We start from the raw sequence: 26,828 nt of genomic DNA, 5'->3' as shown, positions 1-26,828 counted from the left end.
ACCCTACTTGATTGGAAAATGCGACTTTGAATTGGGCAGGGTCTTTCCTGAATATGGATCAACACCTTGCTTACCTGCGTTCTCATATTTGATGTAGCCCGCCGGGTATCCGGGACTGGCCCCCTTTGGCGGCGTCGGATCCATCATCCGCATCGTTGCCACTTGTCGGTTGGCGCCCCCCGCCCCACCTGTAAAGGCGACACCGGTTTGCTTGCCCCCCGGATTTTTCACTGGAGAGGGCCCTGTTGAGCCTGGGGGCACAGGAAACGCCGTTCCGTTTGATGAGACAACAAAATTTGGAGAGGAAGCAGGTGCTGGAGCGGCAACTGAAGCAGATGTTGACGCCGCTGTTGTTGGTGCGGGTAGTGCCCGAGACTGTTGTGCAGAGTCGATCGCGCCTGACATCAACGAGGCGGCGGCAGGACCAACGACGGGAGTTGCTCGAATTATCGCGTAGGTCAACACAAGGGCCGCGGGACCAAATGTGTTGTACGCGGCAGGATCGCTTGCTACCGAATCAGCGTGTCGCTCGGCTGCACGCTCCTGACGACCGTCAGGGTCATTAAACCGGTAAGGATTGTTTGCAGCGTATTTGTATCGGTTGAAGGACGATCCAGGATTGTCGTGTGGTGTCACCGGGTCCACAGACAGGAACACCCCCAACTGCGGATCCATGTACCGCTGCTGCATGTAGCTCAGCCCAGTTGCCGCATCGCTCACATGCCCTGTGTACCCCGGGCCATCTTCAACTTGGCCACCAACCACCGCTCCATACGGCTCGTAGTCATAGCGCTTGATTACGTTGCCACTGGCATCGCTCTCAGCCACAACGGAGCCCAGTGCGTCAGTGTGGATGTACGTGACCGTCGTCTGGGCAGTTGCGGCTGGCGACAGGCCAGGGCCGATCAGCAGCACGCAGCACAGCCAGGCGCCTAATGCTCCCAGCTTCCGAATTCGACCTTCAATTCCCCTGAAGCGGGTCGACACAACGCGTACAGCTCCCCCTAACTTGCGCATCCTTCCAATCCCTGAAAGAGCCTTGAAGCAAGGCTTGGTATTGATAGCACAGGAACGATCGGCCAGGAATCCAACGGTGTGATTGAGGCCAATCACGCCATCCTGACGGGAGCAGCGCTCTTGGCGCTAAGCGCCAGCGAAGCCGGATCGGGTCGTGGTGGCGATGTCAGCCAAGGCGCATCAAGCGGAGCTGAGGTTGCCGGCCCGCGGCCGGCGCTACCAACGGCCGTGTCGCCACAAACAAAAAAGCCCCGACCAAGGCCGGGGCTTTCTGCTGTATCTGGTGCCGGAAATAGGAATCGAACCTACGACCTACGCAATGAGGAAGTCCGGACCTGCATCAACTATTCGAGGCTTTCGGCCTCAAGCCGAGCCTTGATCTCCTGGAGCGTCGCTCGTGCTCCAGGGAGATCCTCATGGATGTCGTCTGAAAGATACACGTTGTTTACAAACTCACGTGGCCGCATATAGAACGAGCCTTCGTCACTGGTGACCACCCAAAAGCGTGAAGCTCTTGGATCGGTGATTTCGAACAACCCTGAAGGGACAGGAATCAATCGTCCGAACTCATCTTCGACTCCGTAGAGAGTCAAACCATGGTATTCGCCCTTCTCGAAGATGCAGGCAACCGTGTACACAAGGTACTCATGCCCAATGTTGATCGGGAATTCCCTCCGCCGATCTGTACCCAACGAAGGCGACACATCCATGCCCATTCTCAACGCCTGTACTTTCATACGACACTCACCTATGGATTGATCACAGTTTTTGGCTCGATGATCTGACCAGTCTCAGAATTGCGGGATGTTGTAGAACCACCATCGGCGTGTCGCTCGACATGGTGCCTCGTTGCGCTCTCATCCAATCAACGTGATCATTGAGCGGCGCTTCATCCGCCTTACGAACGATCGCATGGATTCCGATGACTTTGCCACCGGAATTGTTTATCTCAACGCCATTGAGGAGTAAAACTACCGTTCGCAGTAGTAGGGGTAGACAGGAAATGATAGCGAGCGAACTGCGTCAGCTGCGATGACTTCCGCATCGCCAAATGCTGCATAGGCAATGCTGGCCCGCAAGGTTTGACCTGGCTCCAAGCGAACCTCGCCACATCCTCCGGGGCAGTACGCGGTCATAGCTGCTTTCGGATGCAGAGGGCCGTTGGTCGTGGTCAAGACGGCTCCTTCGTAACCCATCGGAAACGTTCCATTTTCGATAGGCCAGCTTTCCTTTGACAGGCAAAGAGGCCCGTCAGCGGCAGAATCCAAGACTACATCGTATCGCTTTTCCGTCGCGCGGTCAGTCACAGAAACGCTGAAATCCTTGGAGTCCGCACGCCGAAGCTGAGTTGCACAGGCCGGTATCAACATGCACAACAAGGCAGCCACCAATAACTTTTTCATCGAGCCTGATCCATGATGTGGTCCGGATTGATAAGGCGCTGCTCACTGGGCAACGTCTTGAAGATATTTTGCTGCTGAGGGGTTCCAAACTTGTATGCCGTGTCTCCATTGAAGAACTGGTCCTTATAGCCCAGCACGGCATGTCCGGTTTCGTGGCCCACCCCCCAGGCCAATTTGGAGGAATCACTAAAACTCGCATGCGTAGTGTTGACGATGACCATTTTCGGCCCGGTAGTAGGCACCCCCGCCAAGGTATCTCCAGCGCCCCCATACGTGGCGGTGATTTGTGCGCCCGTCATGCCATTGGCCGGAATGGCTCCTGCGCTGGTATCCCGCAATGCCGCAGCCATGGAACTCATATCCGAGGCTGCCTTGGACATATTCTCTGCCGTCGCTGAGCCAGCGCCAAAGTTCCGCTCAAATGCCTTCTCGGCGCGCTGAAGCGATTTACCTCCTTCGGCCATGGCGCCGGTGATCTTTCCAGCCGCCTTCTCCAAGCTACCTGCGGCACTTTGTTGGGCGCGGTCGAACTGATTCCATTGTCTCTCGGTCCAGCCCGTACCACGTGACAGGCGTCCGTCTGGGTCGGTGAAGCGATACGGATTCCCGTTCGCATACCGATACCGATTGAACTGCCCCACGGGCTGTTCATACGCCGTCACCGGATCAACCGACAGGAAAACCCCCAACTGCGGATCCATGTACCGCTGCTGCATGTAGCTCAGCCCAGTTGCCGCATCGCTCACATGCCCTGTGTACCCCGGGCCATCTTCAACTTGGCCACCAACCACCGCTCCATACGGCTCGTAGTCATAGCGCTTGATTACGTTGCCACTGGCATCGCTCTCAGCCACAACGGAGCCCAGTGCGTCAGTGTGGATGTACGTGACCGTCGTCTAGGCAGTTGCGGCTGACGACAGGCCAGGGCCGATCAGCAGCACGCAGCACAGCCAGGCGCCTAATGCTCCCAGCTTCCGAATTCGACCTTCAATTCCCCTGAAGCGGGTCGACACACCGCGTACAGCTCCCCCTAACTTGCGCATCCTTCCAATCCCTGAAAGAGCCTTGAAGCAAGGCCGGGTATTCATAGCACAGCAATGGCCGGTTGCGGTTTCGAGGTCAGGAACGGTGCCAGGACCTAAGCGCCTGGGAAGCCGCTGGGGCGAGTCGCGCGGCTCGGAAATTCTGGGCTGCCAGCCATGGGCTGGCACTACTGGGCGCCGGCCAGCGGCCGGCGCTACCAACGGCCGTATCGCCACAAACAAAAAGCCCCGACAAAGGCCGGGGCTTTCTGCCGTATCTGGTGCCGGAAATAGGAATCGAACCCACGACCTACGCATTCATACATCTACCCGCGCGTACTCGTCCGCAGGGAACTGCCAATTTTTGGGGGCTCCTCCAGGAAACGACATCGAAAAGGCACCGGGAATGTCGACAGCTACTGCACTGAATACCTCTCCGCCATCCTTTGAACGGAACTCTATTCCCGCATCGACAAGGATGCCATCACGTTGCCACCGGAGGATGCTGATCTGGCCTACCACAAAGCCCACCGGTTCTGAGAGGCCAACCTGATCCCCATCGCTGACGGCACTTGGTGCCAAAGCAAGATTGATCGTCCCATACTCATCCCAGCCACGAACCAGGGTGCTGGATGAAGTAATTTCAAGTGAGTACCCAGAACTGAACTCCAGACAGGCCCACCACGCAAGATCCGAGCGCTGAGCAGCAGGAATGCAGCAACGCGTTACTTCCGCCCCACGCAACAAATCAAGTTGATCGAAAGAATCCAGCCCCTTAAGCTGCGCTGGAAGGTAGAGCGATCCATCAGCTAGAGAATCAATCGTAGTGAAGGGTTTCATGTGGTTTATTTCCGTTAGCGGGAATGTCTATGCTCTTCCCACCTGAACTGTTGGTGTCGCGACCGAATACGCCGTTCTCTCCGATTTTAGCTCCTGGCGGAGCGCTGTCTCCCTTCACTGCAGGCCTCGTATCTCCGGCAAGTGTCTTGAGGTCATCGTCGTAGTTGCCTGTCCCACCATTCTCAGGTGTCAAATTTCCACTTGTGTTTCTTGTACCTGCCTTGTTAGGTCCGGCGAGCGGGCTACTTTGGTCTCCAACCAAGCCGTTAGGCAACGCTGGCACCTTTGGTTTGCCTGCATCAGCGCCCCCACCACTTGGGTCACCGACCTCTGCATTTTGGAACAGGCGTTTGACGCCCCTATCGATCGCCTTCGCAGTCTCAGCTCGCTGCGCTGGCGTCGTAGTGGCGTAGTAAGTAACACCAACGACGATGGGTACGAGAACCAACGGCGCCACCATCGTGGCATTCCGCCCATCCGGGTCCGTGAACTTGTACGGATTCCCGTTTGCATACCGGTACCGATTGAACTGTTCCACAGGCTGCTCATACGCAGTCACCGGATCCACCGACAGGAACATCCCCAACTTCGGATCCATGTAGCGCTGCTGCATGTAGCTCAGGCCAGTGGCCGAGTCGCTTACGTGCCCGGTGTATCCCGGCCCATCCGCGACCTGACCACCTACGACTGCCCCGTAAGGTTCGTAGTCATAGCGTTTGGTCACGTTGCCGTTGGCATCGCTCTCGGCCACAACGGAGCCCAGTGCATCGGTGTGAATGTAGGTGACCGTTTGTGCGCTTGCGGTCGGCACAGCAGCCACACCCAGCAACAGCACGCAGCTCAGCCAGGCACCTAATGCCCCCAACTTCCGAATTCGATCTTCAAATCCTCTGAAGCGGGTCAACACACCGCTTGCAGTTCCCCCGAAACTCCCCATCCCTCCAATCCCTGAAAGAGCCTTGAAGCAAGGCCGGGTATTCATAGCACAGCAATGGCCGGTTGCGGTTTCGAGGTCAGGAACGGTGCCAGGACCTAAGCGCCTGGGAAGCCGCTGGGGCGAGTCGCGCGGCTCGGAAATTCTGGGCTGCCAGCCATGGGCTGGCACTACCGGGTTGCCGGCCAGCGGCCGGCGCTACCAACGGCCGTATCGCCCCAAACAAAAAGCCCCGACCAAGGCCGGGGCTTTCTGCTGTATCTGGTGCCGGAAATAGGAATCGAACCTACGACCTACGCATTACGAATGCGCCGCTCTACCAACTGAGCTATTCCGGCTGAGCAGGTAATTCTACGGTGGAGGCCCCCAAGCGGTCAATTGGCACCGCCCCACCCCACCAGGCGTTGACGCAAGGCCACCTACAGTGGCCCTGTCCCGCTTGGAAGCCCGCGATGCCCGCCTGTTCCCGACTGACCGGCCTCATGCTGGCCGCCCTGCTCTGCACCGGCAGCGCCGCCGCCGAACCCGCCCGCCAGACGCCGCAGCCACCGGACCAGCAGTGGCAGCCGCTGTTCCAGCAGGTCCAAGGTGCTCACCTGTTCAAGGACCAGAAGACCTTCGCCGACGCCATTCCGCGCGAGGACGCCCGTGCGCTGCTTGATCACTGGCAGCAGGCGCAGACGCGGCCAGGCTACAGCCTGCCCGCCTTCGTCGCCGCCCAGTTCACGGTACCCGGCGATACGGCCGCCTACGTGCCCCCGGCCGGCGAAAGCCTGCGGGCCCACATCGACGGCCTGTGGCCGGTACTGACCCGCACCACCCGCACTGTCGACCCGCACGGCTCACTGCTGCCGCTGCCCAAGCCCTACGTGGTGCCGGGCGGGCGTTTCCGCGAGGTGTACTACTGGGACAGCTACTTCACGATGCTGGGGCTGGCGTCCAGCGGGCGCTGGCAGCAGGTGCGCGACATGGTCGACAACTTCGCCTGGCAGTTGGACCAGTACGGGCACATCCCCAACGGCAACCGCAGCTACTACCTGAGCCGCTCGCAGCCGCCCTTCTTTAGCGTCATGGTGGATCTACTGGCCACCCACGAAGGCGATGACGCCTACCGCCGCTACCTGCCCCAGCTGCGGACCGAGCATGCGTTCTGGATGCGCGGTGCCGACGGCCTGCCACCGGGTGCGGCCAGCGAGCGCGTGGTGCGCCTGGCCGACGGCCAACTGCTCAACCGCTACTGGGATGCGCGTGCGGTACCGCGTACTGAATCGTGGACCGACGATCTGGCCACCGCGGCGCAGGCGCCCCGACGCGCGCCATCGCAGGTGTATCGCGACCTGCGCGCGGGCGCGGAATCGGGCTGGGATTTCAGCTCCCGCTGGTTGGCCGACCCGGCCGCGCTGGGCAGCATCCACACCACCACCATCGTGCCGGTGGACTTGAACAGCCTGCTGTTCCATCTGGAAAAAACCGTGGCCCGCGCGAGCAAGGTGGCCGGTGACCGCGCTGCTGCACGCGATTACGAGCAGCGGGCGCAGGCGCGCCAGGAGGCGATCAATACGCTGCTCTGGGACGCCGCCCAAGGCTGGTATGTGGATCGTGATATCGGGCGCGGTCAAACCCGCCCTGCTCTCACGGCAGCGGCGCTGTTTCCGCTATGGCTGCAGGTGGCCACCCGCGCGCAGGCCCGGCAGACGGCAGCGGCGGTGGATGCGCAGTTGCTGCGCCAGGGCGGCCTGCTCACCACCACGGAGCGCACCGGGCAGCAGTGGGACGCGCCCAACGGCTGGGCGCCGCTGCAGTGGATCGCCGTGGATGGGCTGCAGCGCTATGGCGAGAACACACTGGCGCGTCGCATCGGCACGCGCTTCCTGCACACCGTGCAGGCCGTGTACGACAGCGAAGGCAAGTTGGTGGAGAAGTACGTGGTGGACGGCTCGGCCGGCGGCGGCGGTGGCGGCGAGTACCCGCTGCAGGATGGCTTCGGGTGGAGCAACGGCGTGACCCTGGCGCTGCTGGACCGGCTGTGTCCGCCGCGACGTATGTGCGTCAGTGCACAGGATGTGGGCGCCGCAGACTGAGCTGCGGCGCAGCGGCAATCAACTTCCGCGCGTGCCGTGGGCGCCCGGTACCGACCGCGCAATGCCGTATTGCGCGGCGTAATACGTACTCAGCACCAGCAGGCTGGCCATCGGCAACCCACCGCCGAAACGGTCCCAGGCCAGCAGGCAATCGCTGGCCACGAACAACACCGCGCCGCCGGCCGCCCACGCCGTGCTGCGCCGATCGATGCCGTGCGGTGCCGGCGCGCGCCAGTGCCGGGCCAGCGCGAGGATCGCCATGAACGCCAGCACCACCACGTAGGCCAGGACGGGCACGCGCATGTCGGCCGGAAGGTGCGGCCACAACGCGATGAGATTGCCTGCGGCGAACGCGCCAAGCAGCACGACCGCCACGCCCAGTCCGCGCCCGGCGTGGATGCCGGCGCGGAACGCGACGATGTAGCAGACATGCGCCAGCAGGAACGCCACCAGGCCCGGCACGAAGGCGTCCATCGGCAGCATCAGCGCGATGTCGCCGAGGCAGGAAAGGCCCATACCGGCCAGCACCGCACGGCGGTAGCCGGGTGCCGGTGACATTGATGAGGCCACGGCCTGCCATGCGATCGAAGCGATCAACAAGGTCGCCAGTGGTTTGGCCAGCCAGTGCACCCAACGTCCATCGCCGTCCAGGCCCGCGCCGACGATGGCCGCGATGGCCACGGCCACGATGAGTACATCGCGGCCGCGCGAGGTCATCGGGCTCTCCACAGCTCGGCCAGGCGATCAGGCTTGCCGGCGATGCGCTGCAGCGACGGGTACAGCAGGCCACCGTGGTAGTCCAGGCTCACCGTGTCGATGCGGTCGAAACTGCGCACCAGCAGGGTGATCGGCGCCTTGTCGGTCTTGGCGGCCGTCACTGCGTCTTTCAGTACGTCGCCCTTGAACACGCGCCCGTTGACGGCCAGCACCGTCATGCCCGGCGCCAGGCCGGCGTTGAACGCCGGGCTGTCCCACAGCACGTCGGTCAGCGCGCCGCTGTTGGCCACGCTGACGCCGAGCGAGTAGGTCAGGTTTATACCGGCGGCGCGGGTTTCCTGGGCCTTGACCGCATCGCTCGGGGTATCGGTGTAGACCAGTTTCCAGCCGGCCGCTTCCAACCCGCCGGTCAGCGATCCATGCCCGTCCAGGCGCTCGCGCAGGAAGCTGGCCCAGTCAAACGGGGCGATCCCGTTCAAGGTGCGCACCACGTCCTCGAAGGTGTAGGGATGGACGTTCCAGTCGCCATCGTTCACGCCGAAGAACGCCTTGGCGAAATCGTCGAGGCTGCGTTTGTTGCCGGTCAGCGCGCGCAGCTTGCCTTCCACTTCCAGCCACACCATCTGGCCACCGGAGTAGTAGTCCTCGCTCAGCTGGTAGTTGCGGAACGCCAGCGCGCGACGCTGGGCGATGGTGGGATCGTTGGTGGTGTCCTGCAGCGCGCGCCACGCCAGGCCCGGCCGGCCGCGATCGTAGGTGGCTGCCACGTTGGCCAGGGTTTCGCGGGTCTGCTGCACGCTCCACAATCCCGAGCGCGCGGCCAGCACCTGGCCCCAGAACTGGGTCTGGCCTTCATACAGCCACAGCAGGCTGTCGCCCATCGGCACGTTGAAGTTGGGCGTGGACAGATCCGCACCGCGCCGGTACTTGCCATTCCAGGAGTGGTTGAACTCGTGCGGCAGCAGGTCGCGGCCCAGCCAGTTCTTGTCCCACTCGGTGAAATAGCCCGGTTCGGCGCTGTTCTCGCTGGAGCGCTGGTGCTCCAGGCCGATGCCGCCAAGCTTGCTGGTCAGCGCCAGCAGGAAGTCGTAATGATCAAAGTGGCGTGCGCCGTACAGCTTGTAGATCTGCTGCACCAGCGCGCGGTGCGCCTGCAGCTGTTCGGGCTTGGCGACCAGCGATTTGGCATCGTCGGCAAACACGTTCAGGCGCACCGGTACCTTGGCACCCGGATCCAGGTCGAACTGCTGGTAGTAGCGGCCGGCAAACAGCGGCGAATCGACCAGGTGGTCGTAGCTGATTGGCTTGAATACCACGGTGTCGCCGTCGCGGCGCTCGGTTTCCAGCGCGGTGGCGTAGTTCCAGCCCTTGGGCAGGGTCACGCTGGCCTGCGCCTGCAGGTTGCGGGTGATCACGCCGGCCGGATACAGCGAGTTGGCGTTCCACTGCAGGTTGAGCATTTCCGGGGTCATCACCACCCGGCCCTGGCTGCCGCCCTGCGAGGACAGGAACTTGAACTCGGCCACCACTTCGCTGGCACCGTCGGGCACATTCACCTTGAAGGCGTAGACGTCGTACTGATCACGCGTCCACGGCAGCGGCTTGCCGTTGGCGGTGACCACCAGCCCGGCCACCTTGTCGATCGGGCCGCTGGGCGAATGCGCACCGGGCAGCCACTGTGGATACAGCAGGGTGAGCGGACCGGGCTTGGCCGGAATGGTCGCCTTGACCTTGAAGATGCGCCGGCCGATGTCGCGCGCGTCCACCTCGATGCGCAGCACACCCGGCCAGGCAACATCCTGCGGGGGCGGCGTCTGCGCCTGTACGCCGGTGGCGGTAAGTGCCAGCAGCACGGACAGGACGGTGGTACGCATGTTCATCGGCAACGCTCCGGCGGTGATAGAGCCGATCCTAGCCCTCGTCACTGCCCTTCCCCATGGCCAAAGGTCATGCGTGGGGCAGCGGCCAGAACGGGCAAAGCATGGGCAGCGGGGCGCGCCATTCACCGGGGCCACGCCACACCGGCCGCACCCTGCAGTGTTGGAGACGCTGCGCATGCATGAACGCTGATTGTCGGGACCGCTGGTTGTCTCGGCAGCAGTCGCCACCGCCGCATTGACGAGCAGTTGGCCGCGCTGCCACTCATGAAGGCTGCTCCGATTGCCGGGGCCGGCTCAGCTATGGCTCTGGATCCTGGCGTTCAACTCGTTCGGTCCACACCTTGCCAGTTCGCTGGCCACCGAGGTGGCGCAGGTCGATCCCTTGGTGTTGAGCCGAGACGTCGCGGCGATGGTATTCCGCAGCTCCATCCTGATGCCACATGCCAATTCGCCCGTGACGAAGCAGTTGCGGGATTGGCGCCGCTGGTTGATCCGCACCTGCTGGCGCGTGCACGCAAAACCGGCATGCGGGGCGTGCGCTCGCATGGGTGATCGGTGGGTAGTCCGTAGCGTTGGCGCTTGAGTAAGTCACCACGCCGTGGATGAACTGCCCGGCACTGTCGGGACTAGGCTAGGCCACTGGCGACGCGTTGCGCGCAGGCCGCTCAGCCCGCGCGCAGACCAATGGTGGTACTGCAAGCCGAGCGAACCTACACCAGCGAAAATTTCCAGATTCCAACGTTCAACGACCGGCGCCAGGCGACGATGGCGTCGTCGCGGGCGCGTATGCACATTTGGAGTGGCAGCAGGCACCCGCGGGCAGCGCGCGGAGCTCGCTGCGTAGCTTAGTGGTGGCACCGCACATCGGCTACATGCTCTTAGGCAAAGGCATCATCCTACCCGTGCGAGATTCCGGGGAGAGGCCCAACACCGGTTCAGAGCCTCCAGTGCCAGCGGTTGTCGGAGGGCGAGTTGGAAAGACTGGATGCAGGGCTGACGGGGCAGGAGGCGCAAAGCCTAGCGCGATGGCTGATTATCAGGTGCGCATTCCGCCACCAGACCACTACTGCCGAACGCGCCCATGCCTGAGCAACCAATCTGAGAATGCCTGATACATGCAGCGCATCCAAGCGTTGGGCAGTGGCAAGCTTGCAATGGCAGGAGCCAATAGTACGCGCTCTATCTGATCTGGCCCCATGCCCAACTTCAGCATTTCCTCAATCTGAGCCACGACTGTTCCGCGCTGCTCGGCCGCCTTCACTGAGTAACGGCTTGGAAGATTCAACGACTCGAAGTGATGACGAACCCTCTCTCGCTCCAAGCCCCGCCAGTCAGCAGGCGCACTCACAGAATACGCAATAACACTATCATCCGCGGATGGCCAAGCAGTGAATTTAGCAAAGACCCATTGAGTGGAGAAGAACTTCTCATTCTCCCAGTACGGATGGATCAACTGATTCTCATAGCTCAAGGAAAAAACCTCGCCCTTCTCTCCCATGTTGCAATCCCTACAACTTGGAACAAGATTAGCGGGTGAAACAGCGTAGGCAGGGAACTTCGCCTTTGGAAGAAAATGATCCAAATTCGAAGGCCTTCCAATTCCCCCACAGAAAGGACAATGCTCTCGAGCCGCGAGCATCAGACGTTCATACACCTCTCTCGCAGGCTTCCCCTTTGCAGAAAAATACTGCTTGTACATTTTAGTGAGATCAGCGGGCGAAAGATCACCAACCGCTATGGAGTCGTCGGAGCCCTGGAACGGCAGAATTTGATAAAACCCACCCACCTCTGCACGGACTTCATAATCCAGCGCCATCTCCAAGAGCGCCTGTCGACTCGATTCGAAGCGGGCTTTAAGCGATCTAGATCCTGTAACTCCTTCTGCACATAGCGCAAGCACGTCAGCATACTCCATGGCGGGACGCTCGATCCTATTCATTCCCCACCCTTGCGTGTACCAACGCAGCCAAAACCGCCCTTCCTTCAAACCCCAGCTGACCACCATACAAAGAAATAACCTCATCAAAGCTCATTCCCGCATCAACGGACTTAGCCAAGAGGTCATGAAATCCAGACCTTGCCACCTCAAGCCCGAAGACTTCAGAAGTGAGAATTCCGACATTTTCACCAAATGTCTCGATCAGAGGTGCATCCACAGCAATCCTTTTCTTTACCCTACAAATTTTGGATACACAATCCCTCGGAAGCTCTTGAAGAACCACAGGAGAATGCGTAGCCACTATCGCAACGCCGTTTCTATCCTGAAGTAAATCGGAAAGTGCCCGGACGAAAGCAGAAAGGAGCGGAGGATGGAGATGGCTCTCAGGCTCATCGAGAAGGACAAGAGTCTTCTCCTCGACACGAGATACCAACCTTGTCACCGTCAACAAAACGATGGCATGCCCCGAACTCAACTTGTGAAGAAACTCTTCAATATTGAGCCTAAATTTCCTCAATCCATCCGACAAGCCAGGCGAGCTTTGCTGATCGTAATAGCTCGGCAGCTTGAGTAAATCCATGGATGCAAATACATCATCGGAGTTCAGCTTTTCAATCGCAGCAATCCAGCGAGACTTCTTCCTTACATTTGAGAAGCACTCTATCAAACCTTTCGCAAGATCAATCCGAAGTGCTTCGATAGTACGCAGCCCCCCTGGATTCCTCCTATCCTTCAAACCCACATAGAAATAACAAGTCCCCTTAGTCGGGTCCGGCTGTTCCTCAGGAGGATCAAAAGGATCAAACGCACTAAATGAAACAGAAACAAGCGCACTAAAATAATCTTTATCAATGGGCACGTCAGCAAAGTCGTCCCTCTGAACAAAACTATCTGATCCACCCGGCGACATTACAGCATTGATCATCCCATTGAGAATCGTAGTTTTCCCAACACCATTTCGTCCAATGATCGCATGTATGTTTGTACTAGGAGAAGATTCCGCCTCGACATTGAAGTCCATACGCAATCCATCAAAATCTCCAACCGGGGATTTAATGAATGAAAATTTGTAATTTGTTAGTTCGGCAGCGCCCCTTAGCACTCGTCCGTATTGCCCCTTCACAAGCGAAACACTTACATGGCGGAGAAGAGACGTCTTAAGAACTGCCTCACTCTCCACCCCGGCAATTAGTTCCGGGAATGCAACAAGGTCTCGCACTGATCGAACTAGCACGTCGCGATCCTTAGGAAGGAGACTGGATAAGCGCTTGTAATAATCCACGTCCTGCCCGAGAGAGAAGAACGACTCATCGAGCTCTTCGAAGAATGAACCCAGCACGCTATAGGTTGACTGTTCCTCCGCCTGCCCTTTGAATCCAATCTTTAACTGACCTAGCTCATGCTCGACTCCTTCGGAATCAAAAAATCGAGCGTAGAACATCGTAACGAAGGAATAATCGTTCCAATGATCCACATGGAGGTGAACGGTTCGGCGAGACGGCGCCGGATTTCTTCCGGATCTCGGCACTATAATGAACTTAATAAGCTCTTCCATGAGATTCTCCATTCATACGAGGCATATCGTACAGCGCAGGAGCTCAATGCAAATGGGGATTGCAACGAGGCACTCCGTACAGCCAGCTCAATTTGAGTGGTTGGGCGGCAACAAATTCCCGGACAGATTTGCCGCGTCAGCTGATCAAACGCAGCCGCAGTTCCTTGGGCAGCGCGAACACCATCGATTCCGGTTCGCCGTCGAGTTCGCCGATGCCGGTGGCACCCAGCTCCTTCAAGCGTGCGATCACGCCGTCCACCAGCACCTGCGGTGCCGATGCGCCGGCGGTCAGGCCGATGTGCTTCTTGCCCACCACCCAGGCCGGATCGATCTCGTGGGCGCCGTCGATCAGGTACGACTCCACGCCTTCACGGCGCGCCAGTTCACTGAGGCGGTTGGAGTTGGAGCTGTTCGGCGAGCCCACCACCAGCACCAGGTCACAGCGCTGGGCCAGGTCGCGCACGGCGTCCTGGCGGTTCTGGGTGGCGTAGCAGATGTCGTCGTTCTTCGGCCCCTGCATCGCCGGGAAGCGCGCACGCATGGCCTCGATGATGCCGCGCGTGTCGTCCACCGAGAGCGTGGTCTGGGTGGTGTAGGCGAAGTTTTCCGGCTGCTCGATCTCCAGCGTGGCCACGTCTTCAACGTCTTCCACCAGGTAGATGCGGCCGGTGCCGCGTTCGCGGTTCCACTGGCCCATGGTGCCTTCCACTTCCGGGTGGCCGGCGTGGCCGATCAGCACCACGTCGCGGCCGGCCCGGCAATGCCGGGCCACTTCCAGGTGCACCTTGGTGACCAGCGGGCAGGTCGCATCGAACACCTTCAGGCCACGGCGCTCGGCTTCCTGGCGCACGGCCTGGGACACGCCGTGGGCGCTGAAGATGACCGTGTTGTCGTCGGGCACTTCGTCGAGTTCCTCGACGAAGATCGCGCCGCGCGCCTTCAGGTCATCCACCACGAAACGGTTGTGCACGACCTCGTGGCGCACGTAGATCGGCGCCCCAAGGGTCTCGATCGCGCGCTTGACGATCTCGATCGCACGATCGACACCGGCACAGAAACCACGCGGATTGGCGAGCAACACGTCCATCGGTCAGATACTCCGGCCGGCACGCGGCCGGTTGATTGCAGGAAACAGGAGGGAATTATCCCGCTTTTTTCTCGGACTTGCCGTCGAACAGGCCAAACACAGCGATCCCGACCGCCCCGACCACGATCGCCGCATCGGCGATGTTGAACGAGGGCCAGTAATGGTCGCCGATGTGCCACTGGATGAAGTCCACCACGTGGCCGTGCATCAGCCGGTCGATGACGTTGCCGATCGCCCCGCCGATGACCAGCGCGTAAGGCACTGCGCTGCGCCAGTGGGCACGGGCGGTGCGCGACAGCCAGAACGCCATCAGGCCGCTGATGCCCACCGCCAGCGCGGTGAAGAACCACAGCTGCCAGCCACCGGCATCGCTCAGGAAGCTGAACGCCGCACCGGTGTTATAGGTGCGGAACCAGTTCCAGAAGCCCTCGATGACCACCACCGGCTGGTACTCGGGCAGGCTGGACAGCACCCAGGCCTTGCTCCACTGGTCCAGGCCGATGATCGCCACCGAAAGCAGCAACCACACCAACGCATTGGGACGCGGACGGACGGCGCTCATCAGAACCACCGCCGATCTTCGCCGGCACCGTCGATGTTGGTCACGCAGCGACCGCACAGTTCCGGATGGGCCGCCACCGTGCCTACATCGGCACGGTAATGCCAACAGCGCACGCACTTGGTTTTTTCGGTCGGCTGCGCACTGACAAACACCTCATCGGTGGTCGCCGGGCGCACCTGCACATCGCCACTGATCAGCAGGAAGCGCAGTTCGTCAGCCAGCGGCTGCCAGCGGGCGGCGGTGTCCGCGTCGGCGGCCACGGTGATCTCCGCTTCCAGCGCCGCACCGATGGCACCGTTGGCGCGCATCGGCTCGAGCACCTTGGACACCTGCTCGCGCAGGGCCAGCAGCTGGTCGAAATCGGCGGCGGTGAGCGGCGCGTCGGCCGGCAGCGGTTCCAGACCGTCGTACCAGGTGGCAAACAGCACGTTGTCCTTGCGTTCGCCCGGCAGGTAGCCCCACAGCTCGTCGGCGGTGAAGCTCAGGATCGGGGCGATCCAGCGGGTGAACGCTTCGGCGATGTGGTACATCGCGGTCTGCGCCGAGCGGCGGCCGCGCGAGTCCACCGGCATGGTGTACAGCCGGTCCTTGGTGACGTCCAGGTACAGCGAGCCCAGGTCGACGCTGCAGAAGTTCAGCAGCAGCTGCACGATCTCGGCCATGGTGTAGCTGGTGTAGGCGGCCTTGATCTTCTCCTGCACCTCGAAGGCGCGATGCACGATCCAGCGGTCCAGCGCGACCATGTCGGCCGGCGCCACCAGGTGCTGGGCCGGATCGAAGCCGTCCAGGTTGCCCAGCAGGAAGCGCGCGGTGTTGCGCAGGCGCCGGTAGGCGTCGGCATTGCGCTTGAGGATCTCCTGCGACAGCGACATTTCATTGCTGTAGTCGGCCGAGGCGATCCACAGGCGCAGGATGTCCGCACCCAGCGTCTTCATGATGTCCTGCGGCTCGATGCCGTTGCCCAGCGACTTGGACATCTTGCGGCCCTTCTCATCCACGGTGAAGCCATGGGTGAGGCACTGCTTGTAGGGGGCATGCTTGTCGATGGCCACGCCGGTCAGCAGCGAGGACTGGAACCAGCCGCGGTGCTGGTCCGACCCTTCCAGGTACAGGTCGGCCGGCTTGCCGAAGCCACGTGCCAGCAGCACGCCTTCGTGGGTGACGCCGGAATCGAACCACACATCCAGGATGTCGGTGACCTTCTCGTACTGCGCGGCGTCGTCACCGAGCAGCTCGGCGCTGTCGAGCGAATACCAGACGTCGATGCCGCCCTGCTCCACGCGGTCGGCCACCTGCTGCATCAGTTCAACGGTGCGCGGGTGCGGCTCGCCGGTTTCGCGGTGGGTGAACATCGCGATCGGCACGCCCCAGGTGCGCTGGCGGCTGATGCACCAGTCCGGGCGCCCTTCGACCATGCCGCCGATGCGCGCCTTGCCCCAGCTCGGGAACCAGCCGACGTTGTCGATGGCGGCCATCGCATCGCTGCGCAGGTTGGCCTTGTCCATCGAGATGAACCACTGCGGGGTGGCGCGGAACACCACCGGGGTCTTGTGACGCCAGCAGTGCGGGTAGCTGTGCACGATCTCGACGTAGGCCAGCAGCGCACCGGAGGCGCGCAGCACGTCCACGATCAGCGGCTGCGCCTTCCACAGGTGCACACCGGCCAGCTCGACATCGCCGGCCGGCGGCGTCGAAGACAGGTACACGCCGCGGCCGTCGACCGGGTTGATCTGGCCTGCGTTGTACTTCTCCATCAGCCCGTACTGCTGGCTGACCACGAAATCTTCCTGGCCATGGCCCGGAGCGGTGTGCACCGCACCGGTACCGTCTTCGGCCGAGACGTGCTCGCCGTTGAGCAGCGGGATGTCGCGGGTGGGATAGAACGGATGGGCCAGCAGCAGGTTTTCCAGCGCCGCACCGGTGGCGTGGCCGTGCACGACCAGCCCATCGACGCCGTAGCGCTGCAGCGAACGCTCGGCCAGCGCGGCCGCCAGCACCAGCCAACGACGCGTGCCGTTGTGGGCCGGGCCTTCGGCCAGCACGTACTCGATCTCCGCACCGAGGGACACCGCCAGCGAGGCCGGCAGCGTCCACGGGGTGGTCGTCCAGATCGGCACGGCCACCTCGACATCGGCCGGCACGGTCGCGCCGAAGCGCGCGGCCAGCTGCGCGCCATCACGCGCGGCGTAGGCCACGTCGATTGCCGGCGAGGTCTTGTCCTGGTATTCGATTTCCGCTTCCGCCAGGGCCGAGCCGCAGTCGAAGCACCAATGCACCGGCTTGGCGCCGCGCACGATGTGGCCGTTGGCGAACACCTTGGACAGCGCGCGGATTTCGTTGGCCTCGAAATCGAAGCTCAGCGTCTTGTACGGGTTGTCCCAATCGCCGATCACGCCCAGGCGCTTGAAGTCGCGGCGCTGCAGCTCGATCTGCTCTTCGGCGAATTCGCGGCACTTCTGGCGGAACTGCGCGGCGTCCAGCTTGACCCCGACCTTGCCCCACTTCTTCTCGACCGCGATCTCGATCGGCAGGCCGTGGCAATCCCAGCCCGGCACGTAGGGCGCATCGAAGCCGGCCAGGTAGCGCGACTTGACGATGATGTCCTTGAGGATCTTGTTGACCGCATGGCCCAGGTGGATCTGGCCGTTGGCGTAGGGCGGGCCGTCGTGCAGCACGAACAGCGGGCGACCCTGCGCGTTCTCGCGCAGGCGGGCGTACAGGCCCTCGTCTTCCCAGCGCGACAGAATGCCCGGCTCGCGCTTGGGCAGGTCGCCGCGCATCGGGAATTCGGTTGCCGGCAGATGAAGGGTGGCTTTGTAGTCCTGGCTCACGCAGTGGCTCGCAATCTGTGTTCGGAAAGGATGTGACGCGCCTGTTCGGCGTCACGGTGCATCTGGTCGGTCAACGCAGCCAGATCTTGGAACTTCTCTTCATCGCGCAGCTTGGCGACGAATTCCACTTCAATATGACGACCGTACAGGTCGCCCTGGAAATCGAACAGGTGGGCTTCCAGCAGCGGCTCCACGCCGTCCACGGTGGGACGGGTGCCGAAGCTGGACACCGACGGCCACGGCTGGTCGAACACGCCGTGCACCCAGGTAGCGTAGATGCCCGACAACGCCGGGGTCTTGGGGAAGCGCAGGTTCGCCGTCGGGAAGCCCAGCGTACGGCCCAGCTGGCGCCCACGCACCACCCGGCCGCCGATCGAGTACGGGCGGCCAAGCAGGTCGTTGGCGTGGGTGAAGTTGCCTTCGCGCAGCAGCTGGCGGATGCGGGTGCTGGAAATGCGCTCGCCGTGCAGGTCCACCGGCTCGATTTCGCCCGCCGTAAAGCCCTGCTCCGCGCCCATGGCCTGCAGCAGCGCCAGGTCGCCGCGACGGCGGTTGCCGAAGCAGAACTCCGGGCCGATCCAGACTTCACGCGCACTCAGGCGCTGCACCAGCAGCTGCTGGACGAAGTCTTCGGGCTGCATGGCGGCCATGCGCGCATCGAAGCGCAGCAGGCCCACCGCATCCACACCCAGTTCGTTGAGCATGGCCACTTTGTCGCGGGCCAGGGTCAGCCGCGGCGGCGGCTCGCCCTGGGCGAAGTACTCGCGCGGCAACGGTTCGAACGCCACCGCCACGGCGGCCACGCCCAACGCGCGCGCGCGCGCCACCGCATGCCGCACCAACGCACGATGGCCGAGGTGCAGGCCGTCGAATGCGCCGATGCAGACCACGCTTCCGTGCGGGAACAACTGCCCGCCTTCAATGCTTCTGAACAACCTGCTCATCAACTGGGAATCCGGCCCACCAGGCCCGATAGAGTGCAAGGGATAGCCATGAAGTATAGCCGGGGTGTCCACGGATCAATGCTCGCGCAGGTGGCGCGGGCGGAACCCCATCGCCACCAGGGCCACCAGGTAGGTCAGGCCGCCGCCGCCGACCAGCAGCGCGAGGTTGCCCATCCGGTGCCACTTGTCCATCTCGGTGAAGCCGGACATGCCGTGCAGCAGGCCCAGCAGCACCGCCACCATGGCCGCGCAGGCCAGGCCCAGGCGGGTCACATAGCCGCCCCAGCCGGGCTTGCGCTGGTACACATCGGTCTTGCCCAGCCAGTACCAAAGCAGGCCGAGGTTCAGGTAACTGGACAGCGCGCTGGCGATGCCCAGCGCCAGATGCAGGCCCGGCTGCTTGCCCAGCGCCACCCACACGCCCTGCGATTTCAGTTCATCCGGCACCATCACCTGGTACAGCACGGCCAGCAGGATGAAGTTGAAGACCATGTTGGCCACCAGCGCGGCGATACCGGCCCGGACCGGGGTGCGGGTGTCCTGGCGCGCGTAGAACGCCGGCAGCACCACCTTGAGCAGCGCGAACGCCGGCAGCCCGAAGCTCAGGCCGTACACCGACAGCGCGGTCATGCGGGTGTCGAAGGCGGTGAATTCCTTGTACTGGAACAGCGTGGCGATCAGCGGCTCGGCCAGCAGCACCAGGCCCAGCATGGCCGGCACCGAGATCAGCAGGGTCGTGCGCAGGCCCCAGTCCAGCGCGCTGGAGAAGCCGGCCTTGTCGGTGCTGACGTGGTGGCGGGCCAGCGCCGGCAGGATCACCGTGCCCAGCGCGACGCCGAACACGCCCAGCGGCAGCTCCAGGAAGCGGTCGGCCAGCGACAGCCAGGACTGCGAGCCGTCGGTCAGCTTGGCCGCGATCACGGTATCCAGCAGCAGGTTGATCTGGGCCACCGAGGAGCCGAACAGGGTCGGCACCATCAGGGTGAGCACCTTGCGCACGCCCGGATGCCGCCAGCCCCAGCGCGGCAGGGTCAGCAGGTTGATGCCCTTCAGCGAGGGCAGCTGGAACAGCAGCTGCAGCAGGCCCGCTGCCAGCACCGCCCAGCCCAGGGCCAGGATCTGCTTCTCCGGGGTGCCGCCCAGCCGGGGCGCCAGCCACACCGCGCCGGCGATCATGCACAGGTTGAGGATGACCGGGGTCAGCGCCGGCATCGCAAAACGCTGGAAGCTGTTCAGGGCGCCGCCCGCCAGCGCGGTCAACGACACGAACAGCAGGAACGGGAAGGTCAGCCGGAACAGGTCGACCAGCAGGCCGTGCTTGGCCGGGTCGGTGTCCACCCCGCTGGAGAACAGGGTCGCCAGCTGCGGCGCGAAGATCAGCGCCAGCGCGGTGACCAGCATCAACACGCCGCCCAGGGTGCCGGCCACCCGCGACATCAGCTCGCGCAGCTCGGCGTGGGGGCGGGTTTCCTTCACTTCCGTGAACACCGGCACGAAGGCGGTGGCGAAGGAGCCCTCCGCGAACAGCCGGCGCAGGAAGTTGGGCACTCGGAAGGCCACCCAGAAGGCGTCGGTCACCGCATTGGTGCCGAACGTGGTGGTGATGACCTGGTCGCGAACCAGCCCCAACACCCGCGAAATCATGGTCATGCTGCTGAAAGACAGCAGACCCCGCAACATCCTTGGTGAACTCACCCGTGTTCCCTCTTGACAATTGACTTGACGTACATTTTTCGAGCCATCATACTTTCCAGCTTGCTGTTCCCATTACACCGATTTTTCAGGAAACCACCACTGTGGCCAATATCAAGTCCGCCAAGAAGCGCGCCAAGCAGACCGTCGTGCGCAACGCGCGCAATACGGCTCAGCGTTCGATGCTGCGCACCGCTGTCAAGAAGGTGATCAAGGCTCTGGATGCCAATGACGCCGCCGGCGCCGAGGCAGCCTTTGCTGTTGCCCAGCCGATCCTCGACCGTTTCAGCTCGCGTGGTCTGATCCACAAGAACAAGGCTGCTCGCCACAAGAGCCGCCTGACCGCGCGCATCAAGGCCATCAAGGCCGCCTGATACGGCGCTGCGGGTGTCGTAGAGCCACGCCCCGCGTGGCTTCGACCCAACCGCAGAAAAAGACCCGGCCCCGGCCGGGTTTTTTGTTGCCCGCAGAACCGTAGCGCCCTTGGCGGCGACATCATGAGCAAGCCGCCCCGTAGCGCCGGGCTCTGCCCGGCTGACCTTCGCAGCGATATCGTGAGCAAGCACCGTCGTAGCGCCGGGCTCTGCCCGGCTGCCCTGCGCGGCAATATCGTGAACGTCGGACGCCAGCCGGGCAGAGCCCGGCTCTACGAGGCCATTCAAACGCAGCGTCCGCAAGACGATGCCCTGCACACGCGGTGCGGGCGCACCACAGAAAAACCCGGCCGCAGCCGGGTTGTTCAGGGGCGCGCGGAGGCGCTCAGTACGCATCGCGCGCTTGCGCCTCGTCTTCCTTCTGGCGATCGAAGAAGGCCATGATGTTGGTCATGATCGGCCAGGTGCCTTCACGGCCCAGCGCCGAGACCAGGTACCACGGCTGGGTCCAGCCCAGCTCGGCGACGATCTTCTCGGCCGCGGCCTTGGCCTCGTCCTCGAACATCAGGTCGGCCTTGTTCAGCACCAGCCAACGCGGCTTGTCCAGCAGCTCCGGATCGTGCTTTTCCAGCTCGCGCTCGATCGCACGGACCTGCTCGATCGGCGAGACACCTTCCACGCCACCTTCCATCGGGGAGATGTCCACCAGGTGCAGCAGCAGACGGGTGCGCTGCAGGTGGCGCAGGAACTGCGCGCCCAGGCCGGCACCGTCGGCGGCCCCTTCGATCAGGCCCGGAATGTCGGCGATGACGAAGCTGCGGTAATTTTCAACGCGCACCACACCCAGGTTCGGGTACAGCGTGGTGAACGGGTAATCGGCCACCTTCGGCGTGGCGGCGGACACCGCACGGATCAGGGTGCTCTTGCCGGCATTGGGGAAGCCCAGCAGGCCCACGTCGGCCAGCAGCTTCAGCTCCAGCTTGAGCAGGCGCTCTTCACCCTCTTCGCCCGGCAGCGCCTGGCGCGGCGAACGGTTGGTGGAGCTCTTGAAATGCATGTTGCCCAGGCCGCCGCGGCCGCCCTTGGCCACCAGCAGGCGGTCGTCGTGCTGGGTCAGGTCGCCGATGATTTCATCGGTGGCCACGTTCATGACCACGGTGCCAACCGGCACGGTGATGACCAGGTCTTCGCCGCCCTTGCCGTAGGCCTGGCGGCCCATGCCGTTCTCACCGCGCTGCGCCTTGAAGATGCGCTCGTGGCGGAAGTCGACCAAGGTGTTCAGGTTGGCGTCGGCGCGGATCCAGACGTTGCCGCCATTGCCACCATCGCCACCGTCCGGGCCGCCCAGCGGAATGAACTTCTCGCGACGGAAACCGACGCAGCCGTTGCCGCCATTGCCGGCGGTGACCTGGATTTCTGCTTCGTCTACAAGTTTCATGATTCTGGATGCCAACTGGAGGCGGCGGGCAGCGGATGCACCCGACCGCAGAGTCTAACGTCCCCGGTACGATCCGTGGACGGTGGCGGGAAGGATCCCCGCCCATGTTCGAACAAAAACAAAAAACAAAAACCCCGCCGAAGCGGGGCTTTCGTCAGCGGCCCCACGCGCTAGGCGTGGGCGCCTGCGTATCGCGAAGATCAGGCTTCGGCGACGACGCTGACGGTACGACGCTTCTTCGGGCCCTTGACCGAGAACTCCACCTTGCCGTCGACGAGCGCGAACAGGGTGTGGTCACGGCCGAGGCCAACGCCGCTACCCGGGTGGAACTGGGTGCCGCGCTGACGCACGATGATGTTGCCGGCATCGATGGCCTGGCCACCGAAGATCTTGACGCCGAGGTACTTCGGGTTGGAGTCGCGACCGTTGCGCGAAGAGCCTACGCCTTTTTTATGTGCCATGACTGGTTCTCCTTATTACTTGCTGCCACCGGCAATGCCGGTGATCTCGATTTCGGTGTAGTACTGACGGTGACCCTGGCGCTTCATGTGGTGCTTACGGCGACGGAACTTGATGATCCGGACCTTGTCAGCACGACCCTGGGACACGACCTTGGCAGTGACCGAAGCGCCGCTCAGAGCGTCGCCCAGCTTGATGCCGTCGCTGTCACCCAGCATCAGGATGGTGTCGAACGTGATCTCGTTGCCGACTTCGACTTCGAGTTTTTCGACGCGGAGCGTTTCGCCCTGCGCCACGCGGTATTGCTTACCGCCGGTTACCAGTACTGCGTACATGACCAGACTTCCTCTGTAGTTATTGTGGTCTATGGACTGCTGCCATCGAGGGCAGACAGAAGCGGGATTTTAATGACTGGTAGTGGGTCGGGTCAAGTCACCCCCCGCCTTGCCCTGTCTGGGGCTGAATCCTGTTCAGGTAACGCCCCGGCAGGTCTCAGGCGGTGAGACCCGGGGCTGGCAATGTGCGCGATTGCCCCCAAATCCCAAGCTCGGTAGGCTGACCGATTGCCGTCTCCGCTTGCCCCACCCGCTTGCCGGCCCTCCGGGCCAGAGCCCCACAACGGATCCCCCATGGCGATGGATTTCATCCGCATCCGCGGCGCGCGGACGCACAATCTCAAGAACATCGATCTCGACCTGCCCCGCGACAAGCTCATTGTCATCACCGGCTTGTCCGGCTCGGGCAAGTCCTCGTTGGCGTTCGACACCATCTACGCGGAAGGCCAGCGTCGTTACGTGGAGTCGCTGTCGGCCTATGCCCGCCAGTTCCTCAGCGTGATGGAAAAGCCGGACCTGGACCACATCGAGGGCCTGTCCCCGGCGATCTCGATCGAGCAGAAGTCGACCTCGCACAACCCGCGTTCCACCGTGGGCACCATCACCGAGATCTACGACTACCTGCGCCTGCTGTACGCCCGCGTCGGCAGCCCGCGCTGCCCCGACCACGGCTACCCGCTGGAGGCGCAGACGGTCAGCCAGATGGTCGACCACGTGCTCAGCCTGGATGCCGAGCAGCGCTACATGCTGCTGGCCCCGGTGATCCGCGAGCGCAAAGGCGAGCACGCCCAGGTGTTCGACCAGCTGCGCGCGCAGGGCTTCGTGCGCGTGCGCGTGGACGGCATCCTGCATGAAATCGACGCGGTGCCGCCGCTGGCGCTGCGCCAGAAGCACACCATCGAGGCGGTGATCGACCGCTTCCGCCCGCGCGAGGATATCAAGCAGCGCCTGGCCGAGAGCTTTGAAACCGCGCTGAAGCTGGGCGACGGCATGGTCTCGGTGCAGTCGCTGGACGTCGAAGACGCGCCGGCCCACCTGTTCTCGTCCAAGTACAGCTGCCCGGTCTGCGACTACTCGCTGCCGGAGCTGGAACCGCGCCTGTTCTCGTTCAACTCGCCGGTCGGCGCCTGCCCGGGCTGCGACGGGCTGGGCATGGCCGAGTTCTTCGACCCCTCGCGCGTGGTGGTGCACCCGGAGCTGTCGCTGTCGGCCGGTGCCGTGCGCGGCTGGGACCGCCGCAATGCGTACTACTTCCAGCTGATCGCCTCGCTGGCCAAGCACTACAAGTTCGACGTCGATGCGGCCTGGCAGACCCTGCCCGAGGACGTGCGCCAGGCGGTGCTGTACGGCAGCGGCGAAGAGACCATCACCTTCACCTACTTCACCGAAGCCGGCGGCCGTACCCAGCGCAAGCACCGCTTCGAGGGCATCATTCCGAACCTCGAACGCCGCTACAAGGAAACCGAATCGGCGGCGGTGCGCGAAGAACTGGCCAAGTACATCAGCGAGCGCAACTGCCCTGAGTGCCAGGGCCAGCGCTTGAACAAGGCCGCGCGCAACGTGTTCGTGGCCGACCGCGCACTGCCGGAACTGGTGGTGCTGCCGATTGATGAAGCGCTGAAGTTCTTCAGCGGCATGACCCTGCCCGGCTGGCGCGGCGAGATTGCCGGCAAGATCGTCAAGGAGATCGGCGAGCGCCTCGGCTTCCTCGTCGATGTGGGCCTGGATTACCTCACCCTGGAGCGCAAGGCCGACACCCTGTCCGGTGGCGAAGCCCAGCGCATCCGCCTGGCCAGCCAGATCGGCGCCGGCCTGGTCGGGGTGATGTATGTGCTCGATGAGCCGTCCATCGGCCTGCACCAGCGCGACAACGAACGCCTGCTCGGCACCCTCACCCGCCTGCGCGACCTTGGCAACACCGTGATCGTGGTCGAGCACGACGAAGACGCGATCCGCCTGGCCGATTACGTGCTGGACATCGGTCCGGGCGCAGGCGTGCATGGCGGCGAGATCGTCGGCCAGGGCACCCTGCAGGACATTCTGGATGCGCCGCGTTCGCTCACCGGGCAGTACCTGTCGGGCAAGCGCGCCATCGAGATTCCCGCACGCCGGCACAAGCCCAACCCGAAGATGACGCTGCACCTGCGCGGTGCCAGCGGCAACAACCTCAAGGGCGTGGACCTGGACATTCCGTCGGGCCTGCTGACCTGCATCACCGGCGTGTCCGGCTCGGGCAAGTCGACCCTGATCAACGACACCCTGTTCTCGCTGGCCGCCAACGAGATCAATGGTGCCTCGCACCCGATCGCGCCGTACAAGGAAGTGGACGGGCTGGACCTGTTCGACAAGGTGGTGGACATCGACCAGTCGCCGATCGGCCGCACCCCGCGCTCGAACCCGGCCACCTACACCGGTCTGTTCACGCCGCTGCGCGAGCTGTACGCACAGGTGCCCGAAGCGCGTGCGCGCGGCTATTCGCCGGGGCGCTTCAGCTTCAACGTCCGCGGTGGCCGCTGCGAAGCGTGCCAGGGCGATGGCCTGATCAAGGTGGAAATGCACTTCCTGCCGGACGTGTACGTGCCCTGCGACGTGTGCCATGGCAAGCGCTACAACCGCGAAACGCTGGAGATTCTGTACAAGGGCTTCAACATCAACGACGTGCTGCAGATGACCGTCGAAGATGCGCTGAAGCTGTTCGAGCCGGTGCCGAGCATCGCGCGCAAGCTGGAAACGCTGGTCGACGTGGGCCTGAGCTACATCAAGCTGGGCCAGAGCGCGACCACGCTGTCCGGTGGTGAAGCCCAGCGCGTGAAGCTGTCCAAGGAACTGTCGCGGCGCGATACCGGCCGCACGCTGTACATCCTGGATGAGCCGACCACCGGCCTGCATTTCCACGACATCGAAGCGCTGCTCGGCGTGCTGCACAAGCTGCGCGACGAAGGCAACACGGTGGTGGTGATCGAGCACAACCTGGACGTGATCAAGACCGCTGACTGGATCGTCGATCTGGGTCCGGAGGGCGGCCACCGCGGTGGCACCATCCTGGTCACCGGTACGCCGGAAGACGTGGCGGCCTGCCCGACCTCGTACACCGGCCAGTTCCTGGCCAAGATGCTGCCCTCGATCAGCGCCCGCCCGCAGCAGCCCGCCGCGATGGCCAACAAGCCCGATGCGCGCCCGCCCCGCAAGGCCAAGCCGGAGAAGCCGGCCAAGAAGGCGGCCGCGGCAAAGAGCACCGGCAAGGCCAGCAAGACCAGCACCGCCAGCAAGAAGAAGAAGGACGCCTGATGAGCAGCGAACACAAGATCCTGGCCCGCGTACCGATCAGCGTGCGCTGGCGCGACATGGACAGCATGGGCCACGTCAACAACGCCAAGTACATCTCTTACCTGGAAGAGGCGCGCGTGCGCTGGATGCTGGGCGTGGACGGTGTCGCGATGACCGACCGCATCGCACCGGTGGTGGCCGCCACCAACGTCAACTACCGGTTGCCCATCGTGTGGCCCAACGACATCGTGGTGGAGCTGTTCGTCGAACGCCTGGGCAACAGCAGTGTCACCATCGGCCATCGCATCGTGGACGAGAAGAACGACAGCACGCTGTATTCGGATGGCAACGTGGTGGTGGTGTGGATGGATACCCAGACCGGCAAGAGCGCACCGCTGCCCGACGCGATCCGCACCGCCTCCACCTGATGGGTAGTGCCGGCCGCTGGCCG

Annotated in this window: 23 protein-coding genes and 1 tRNA gene; 4 read left to right on the top strand and 20 right to left on the bottom strand. The window is 63.0% G+C overall.

All coding sequences use genetic code 11. The features are described 5' to 3' along the window. Positions 1-3: 3 nt before the first annotated feature. The 7 genes from ACZ0AE_RS05735 to ACZ0AE_RS05705 form a co-directional block, all read right to left on the bottom strand. Complete coding sequence (locus ACZ0AE_RS05735; protein ID WP_463602064.1) at positions 4-1,017, bottom strand: RHS repeat domain-containing protein; 1,014 nt, start codon at positions 1,015-1,017, stop codon at positions 4-6. Between the two features lie 344 nt (positions 1,018-1,361). Further along, the gene (locus ACZ0AE_RS05730) at positions 1,362-1,754 is read right to left on the bottom strand and encodes a hypothetical protein (protein ID WP_463600599.1); all 393 of its coding nucleotides are present in this window, start codon (positions 1,752-1,754) and stop codon (positions 1,362-1,364) included. A 234-nt stretch (positions 1,755-1,988) separates the two neighbouring features. Beyond that, positions 1,989-2,420, bottom strand: a complete 432-nt coding sequence (locus ACZ0AE_RS05725) for a hypothetical protein (protein WP_463600598.1) — start codon at positions 2,418-2,420, stop codon at positions 1,989-1,991. Then, on the bottom strand, positions 2,417-3,274 hold the full coding sequence (locus ACZ0AE_RS05720) for an RHS repeat-associated core domain-containing protein (RefSeq protein ID WP_463600597.1): 858 nt from the start codon (positions 3,272-3,274) through the stop codon (positions 2,417-2,419). The genes ACZ0AE_RS05725 and ACZ0AE_RS05720 overlap by 4 nt, the downstream gene beginning before the upstream one ends. A 486-nt stretch (positions 3,275-3,760) precedes the next feature. Then, positions 3,761-4,282: a hypothetical protein gene (locus tag ACZ0AE_RS05715; RefSeq protein WP_463600596.1), complete on the bottom strand. Its 522-nt coding sequence runs from the start codon at positions 4,280-4,282 to the stop codon at positions 3,761-3,763. Continuing rightward, positions 4,260-5,189, bottom strand: a complete 930-nt coding sequence (locus ACZ0AE_RS05710; protein ID WP_463600595.1) for an RHS repeat-associated core domain-containing protein — start codon at positions 5,187-5,189, stop codon at positions 4,260-4,262. Before ACZ0AE_RS05710 ends, ACZ0AE_RS05715 begins: the two co-directional genes overlap by 23 nt. Positions 5,190-5,478: 289 nt before the next feature. Beyond that, positions 5,479-5,554 (bottom strand) — tRNA-Thr (locus ACZ0AE_RS05705). 114 nt (positions 5,555-5,668) lie between these two features. On the opposite strand from ACZ0AE_RS05705, the gene treA reads away from it, so the two are divergent. After that, positions 5,669-7,297, top strand: coding sequence for an alpha,alpha-trehalase TreA (treA, locus tag ACZ0AE_RS05700; protein WP_463600594.1), 1,629 nt, complete (start codon positions 5,669-5,671; stop codon positions 7,295-7,297). Between the two features lie 18 nt (positions 7,298-7,315). Here treA and ACZ0AE_RS05695 read toward each other — a convergent pair whose 3' ends face one another. The 10 genes from ACZ0AE_RS05695 to murJ form a co-directional block, all read right to left on the bottom strand. Continuing rightward, positions 7,316-8,014, bottom strand: a complete 699-nt coding sequence (locus ACZ0AE_RS05695) for a lysoplasmalogenase (protein ID WP_463600593.1) — start codon at positions 8,012-8,014, stop codon at positions 7,316-7,318. Continuing rightward, the gene (locus tag ACZ0AE_RS05690; RefSeq protein ID WP_463600592.1) at positions 8,011-9,894 is read right to left on the bottom strand and encodes a M61 family metallopeptidase; all 1,884 of its coding nucleotides are present in this window, start codon (positions 9,892-9,894) and stop codon (positions 8,011-8,013) included. The genes ACZ0AE_RS05695 and ACZ0AE_RS05690 overlap by 4 nt, the downstream gene beginning before the upstream one ends. Positions 9,895-10,188: 294 nt before the next feature. Continuing rightward, positions 10,189-10,440 carry a hypothetical protein gene (locus ACZ0AE_RS05685; RefSeq protein WP_463600591.1) on the bottom strand — a complete coding sequence of 84 codons (252 nt, stop codon included), beginning with the start codon at positions 10,438-10,440 and terminating at the stop codon, positions 10,189-10,191. Between the two features lie 517 nt (positions 10,441-10,957). Next, positions 10,958-11,833: an HNH endonuclease gene (locus tag ACZ0AE_RS05680; RefSeq protein WP_463600590.1), complete on the bottom strand. Its 876-nt coding sequence runs from the start codon at positions 11,831-11,833 to the stop codon at positions 10,958-10,960. Continuing rightward, positions 11,826-13,388: an AAA family ATPase gene (locus ACZ0AE_RS05675; protein ID WP_463600589.1), complete on the bottom strand. Its 1,563-nt coding sequence runs from the start codon at positions 13,386-13,388 to the stop codon at positions 11,826-11,828. Before ACZ0AE_RS05675 ends, ACZ0AE_RS05680 begins: the two co-directional genes overlap by 8 nt. 136 nt (positions 13,389-13,524) lie before the next feature. After that, positions 13,525-14,475, bottom strand: coding sequence for a 4-hydroxy-3-methylbut-2-enyl diphosphate reductase (ispH, locus tag ACZ0AE_RS05670; RefSeq protein ID WP_038689676.1), 951 nt, complete (start codon positions 14,473-14,475; stop codon positions 13,525-13,527). Between the two features lie 55 nt (positions 14,476-14,530). Then, positions 14,531-15,037, bottom strand: a complete 507-nt coding sequence (lspA, locus tag ACZ0AE_RS05665) for a signal peptidase II (protein WP_128095195.1) — start codon at positions 15,035-15,037, stop codon at positions 14,531-14,533. Continuing rightward, positions 15,037-17,868: an isoleucine--tRNA ligase gene (gene ileS, locus ACZ0AE_RS05660; protein WP_463600588.1), complete on the bottom strand. Its 2,832-nt coding sequence runs from the start codon at positions 17,866-17,868 to the stop codon at positions 15,037-15,039. Before ileS ends, lspA begins: the two co-directional genes overlap by 1 nt. Continuing rightward, positions 17,865-18,812, bottom strand: a complete 948-nt coding sequence (locus ACZ0AE_RS05655) for a bifunctional riboflavin kinase/FAD synthetase (protein ID WP_463600587.1) — start codon at positions 18,810-18,812, stop codon at positions 17,865-17,867. The genes ileS and ACZ0AE_RS05655 overlap by 4 nt, the downstream gene beginning before the upstream one ends. A gap of 75 nt (positions 18,813-18,887) precedes the next feature. Next, a complete protein-coding gene (gene murJ / locus ACZ0AE_RS05650) occupies positions 18,888-20,492 on the bottom strand; it encodes a murein biosynthesis integral membrane protein MurJ (protein WP_463600586.1) in 1,605 nt (534 codons plus the stop codon). A gap of 116 nt (positions 20,493-20,608) precedes the next feature. Here murJ and rpsT point away from each other — a divergent pair, with 116 nt between their 5' ends. Then, positions 20,609-20,878 (top strand): 30S ribosomal protein S20, encoded by a 270-nt coding sequence (rpsT, locus tag ACZ0AE_RS05645; protein ID WP_019184515.1) that lies wholly within the window; start codon positions 20,609-20,611, stop codon positions 20,876-20,878. 385 nt (positions 20,879-21,263) lie between these two features. Here the strand turns inward: rpsT and obgE are convergent, their stop codons facing one another. From obgE to rplU, 3 genes are all read right to left on the bottom strand, one after another. Then, complete coding sequence (gene obgE, locus ACZ0AE_RS05640; protein WP_038689686.1) at positions 21,264-22,316, bottom strand: GTPase ObgE; 1,053 nt, start codon at positions 22,314-22,316, stop codon at positions 21,264-21,266. Positions 22,317-22,516: 200 nt separating this feature from the next. Then, complete coding sequence (gene rpmA / locus ACZ0AE_RS05635; RefSeq protein ID WP_038689688.1) at positions 22,517-22,777, bottom strand: 50S ribosomal protein L27; 261 nt, start codon at positions 22,775-22,777, stop codon at positions 22,517-22,519. A 15-nt stretch (positions 22,778-22,792) separates the two neighbouring features. Beyond that, the gene (gene rplU / locus ACZ0AE_RS05630) at positions 22,793-23,110 is read right to left on the bottom strand and encodes a 50S ribosomal protein L21 (RefSeq protein ID WP_038689690.1); all 318 of its coding nucleotides are present in this window, start codon (positions 23,108-23,110) and stop codon (positions 22,793-22,795) included. A 294-nt stretch (positions 23,111-23,404) separates the two neighbouring features. On the opposite strand from rplU, the gene uvrA reads away from it, so the two are divergent. Further along, on the top strand, positions 23,405-26,398 hold the full coding sequence (gene uvrA / locus ACZ0AE_RS05625; protein ID WP_463600585.1) for an excinuclease ABC subunit UvrA: 2,994 nt from the start codon (positions 23,405-23,407) through the stop codon (positions 26,396-26,398). Further along, entirely contained in the window at positions 26,398-26,805 is a 408-nt protein-coding gene (locus ACZ0AE_RS05620) for an acyl-CoA thioesterase (RefSeq protein ID WP_463600584.1), read from the top strand. Before uvrA ends, ACZ0AE_RS05620 begins: the two co-directional genes overlap by 1 nt. Positions 26,806-26,828 lie beyond the last annotated feature (23 nt).

The sequence above is a fragment of the Stenotrophomonas sp. AC248 genome (assembly GCF_979258185.1).
The sequence above is the reverse complement of the archived record's forward strand: the minus strand, read 5'-3'. Positions and strand labels throughout refer to the sequence as shown.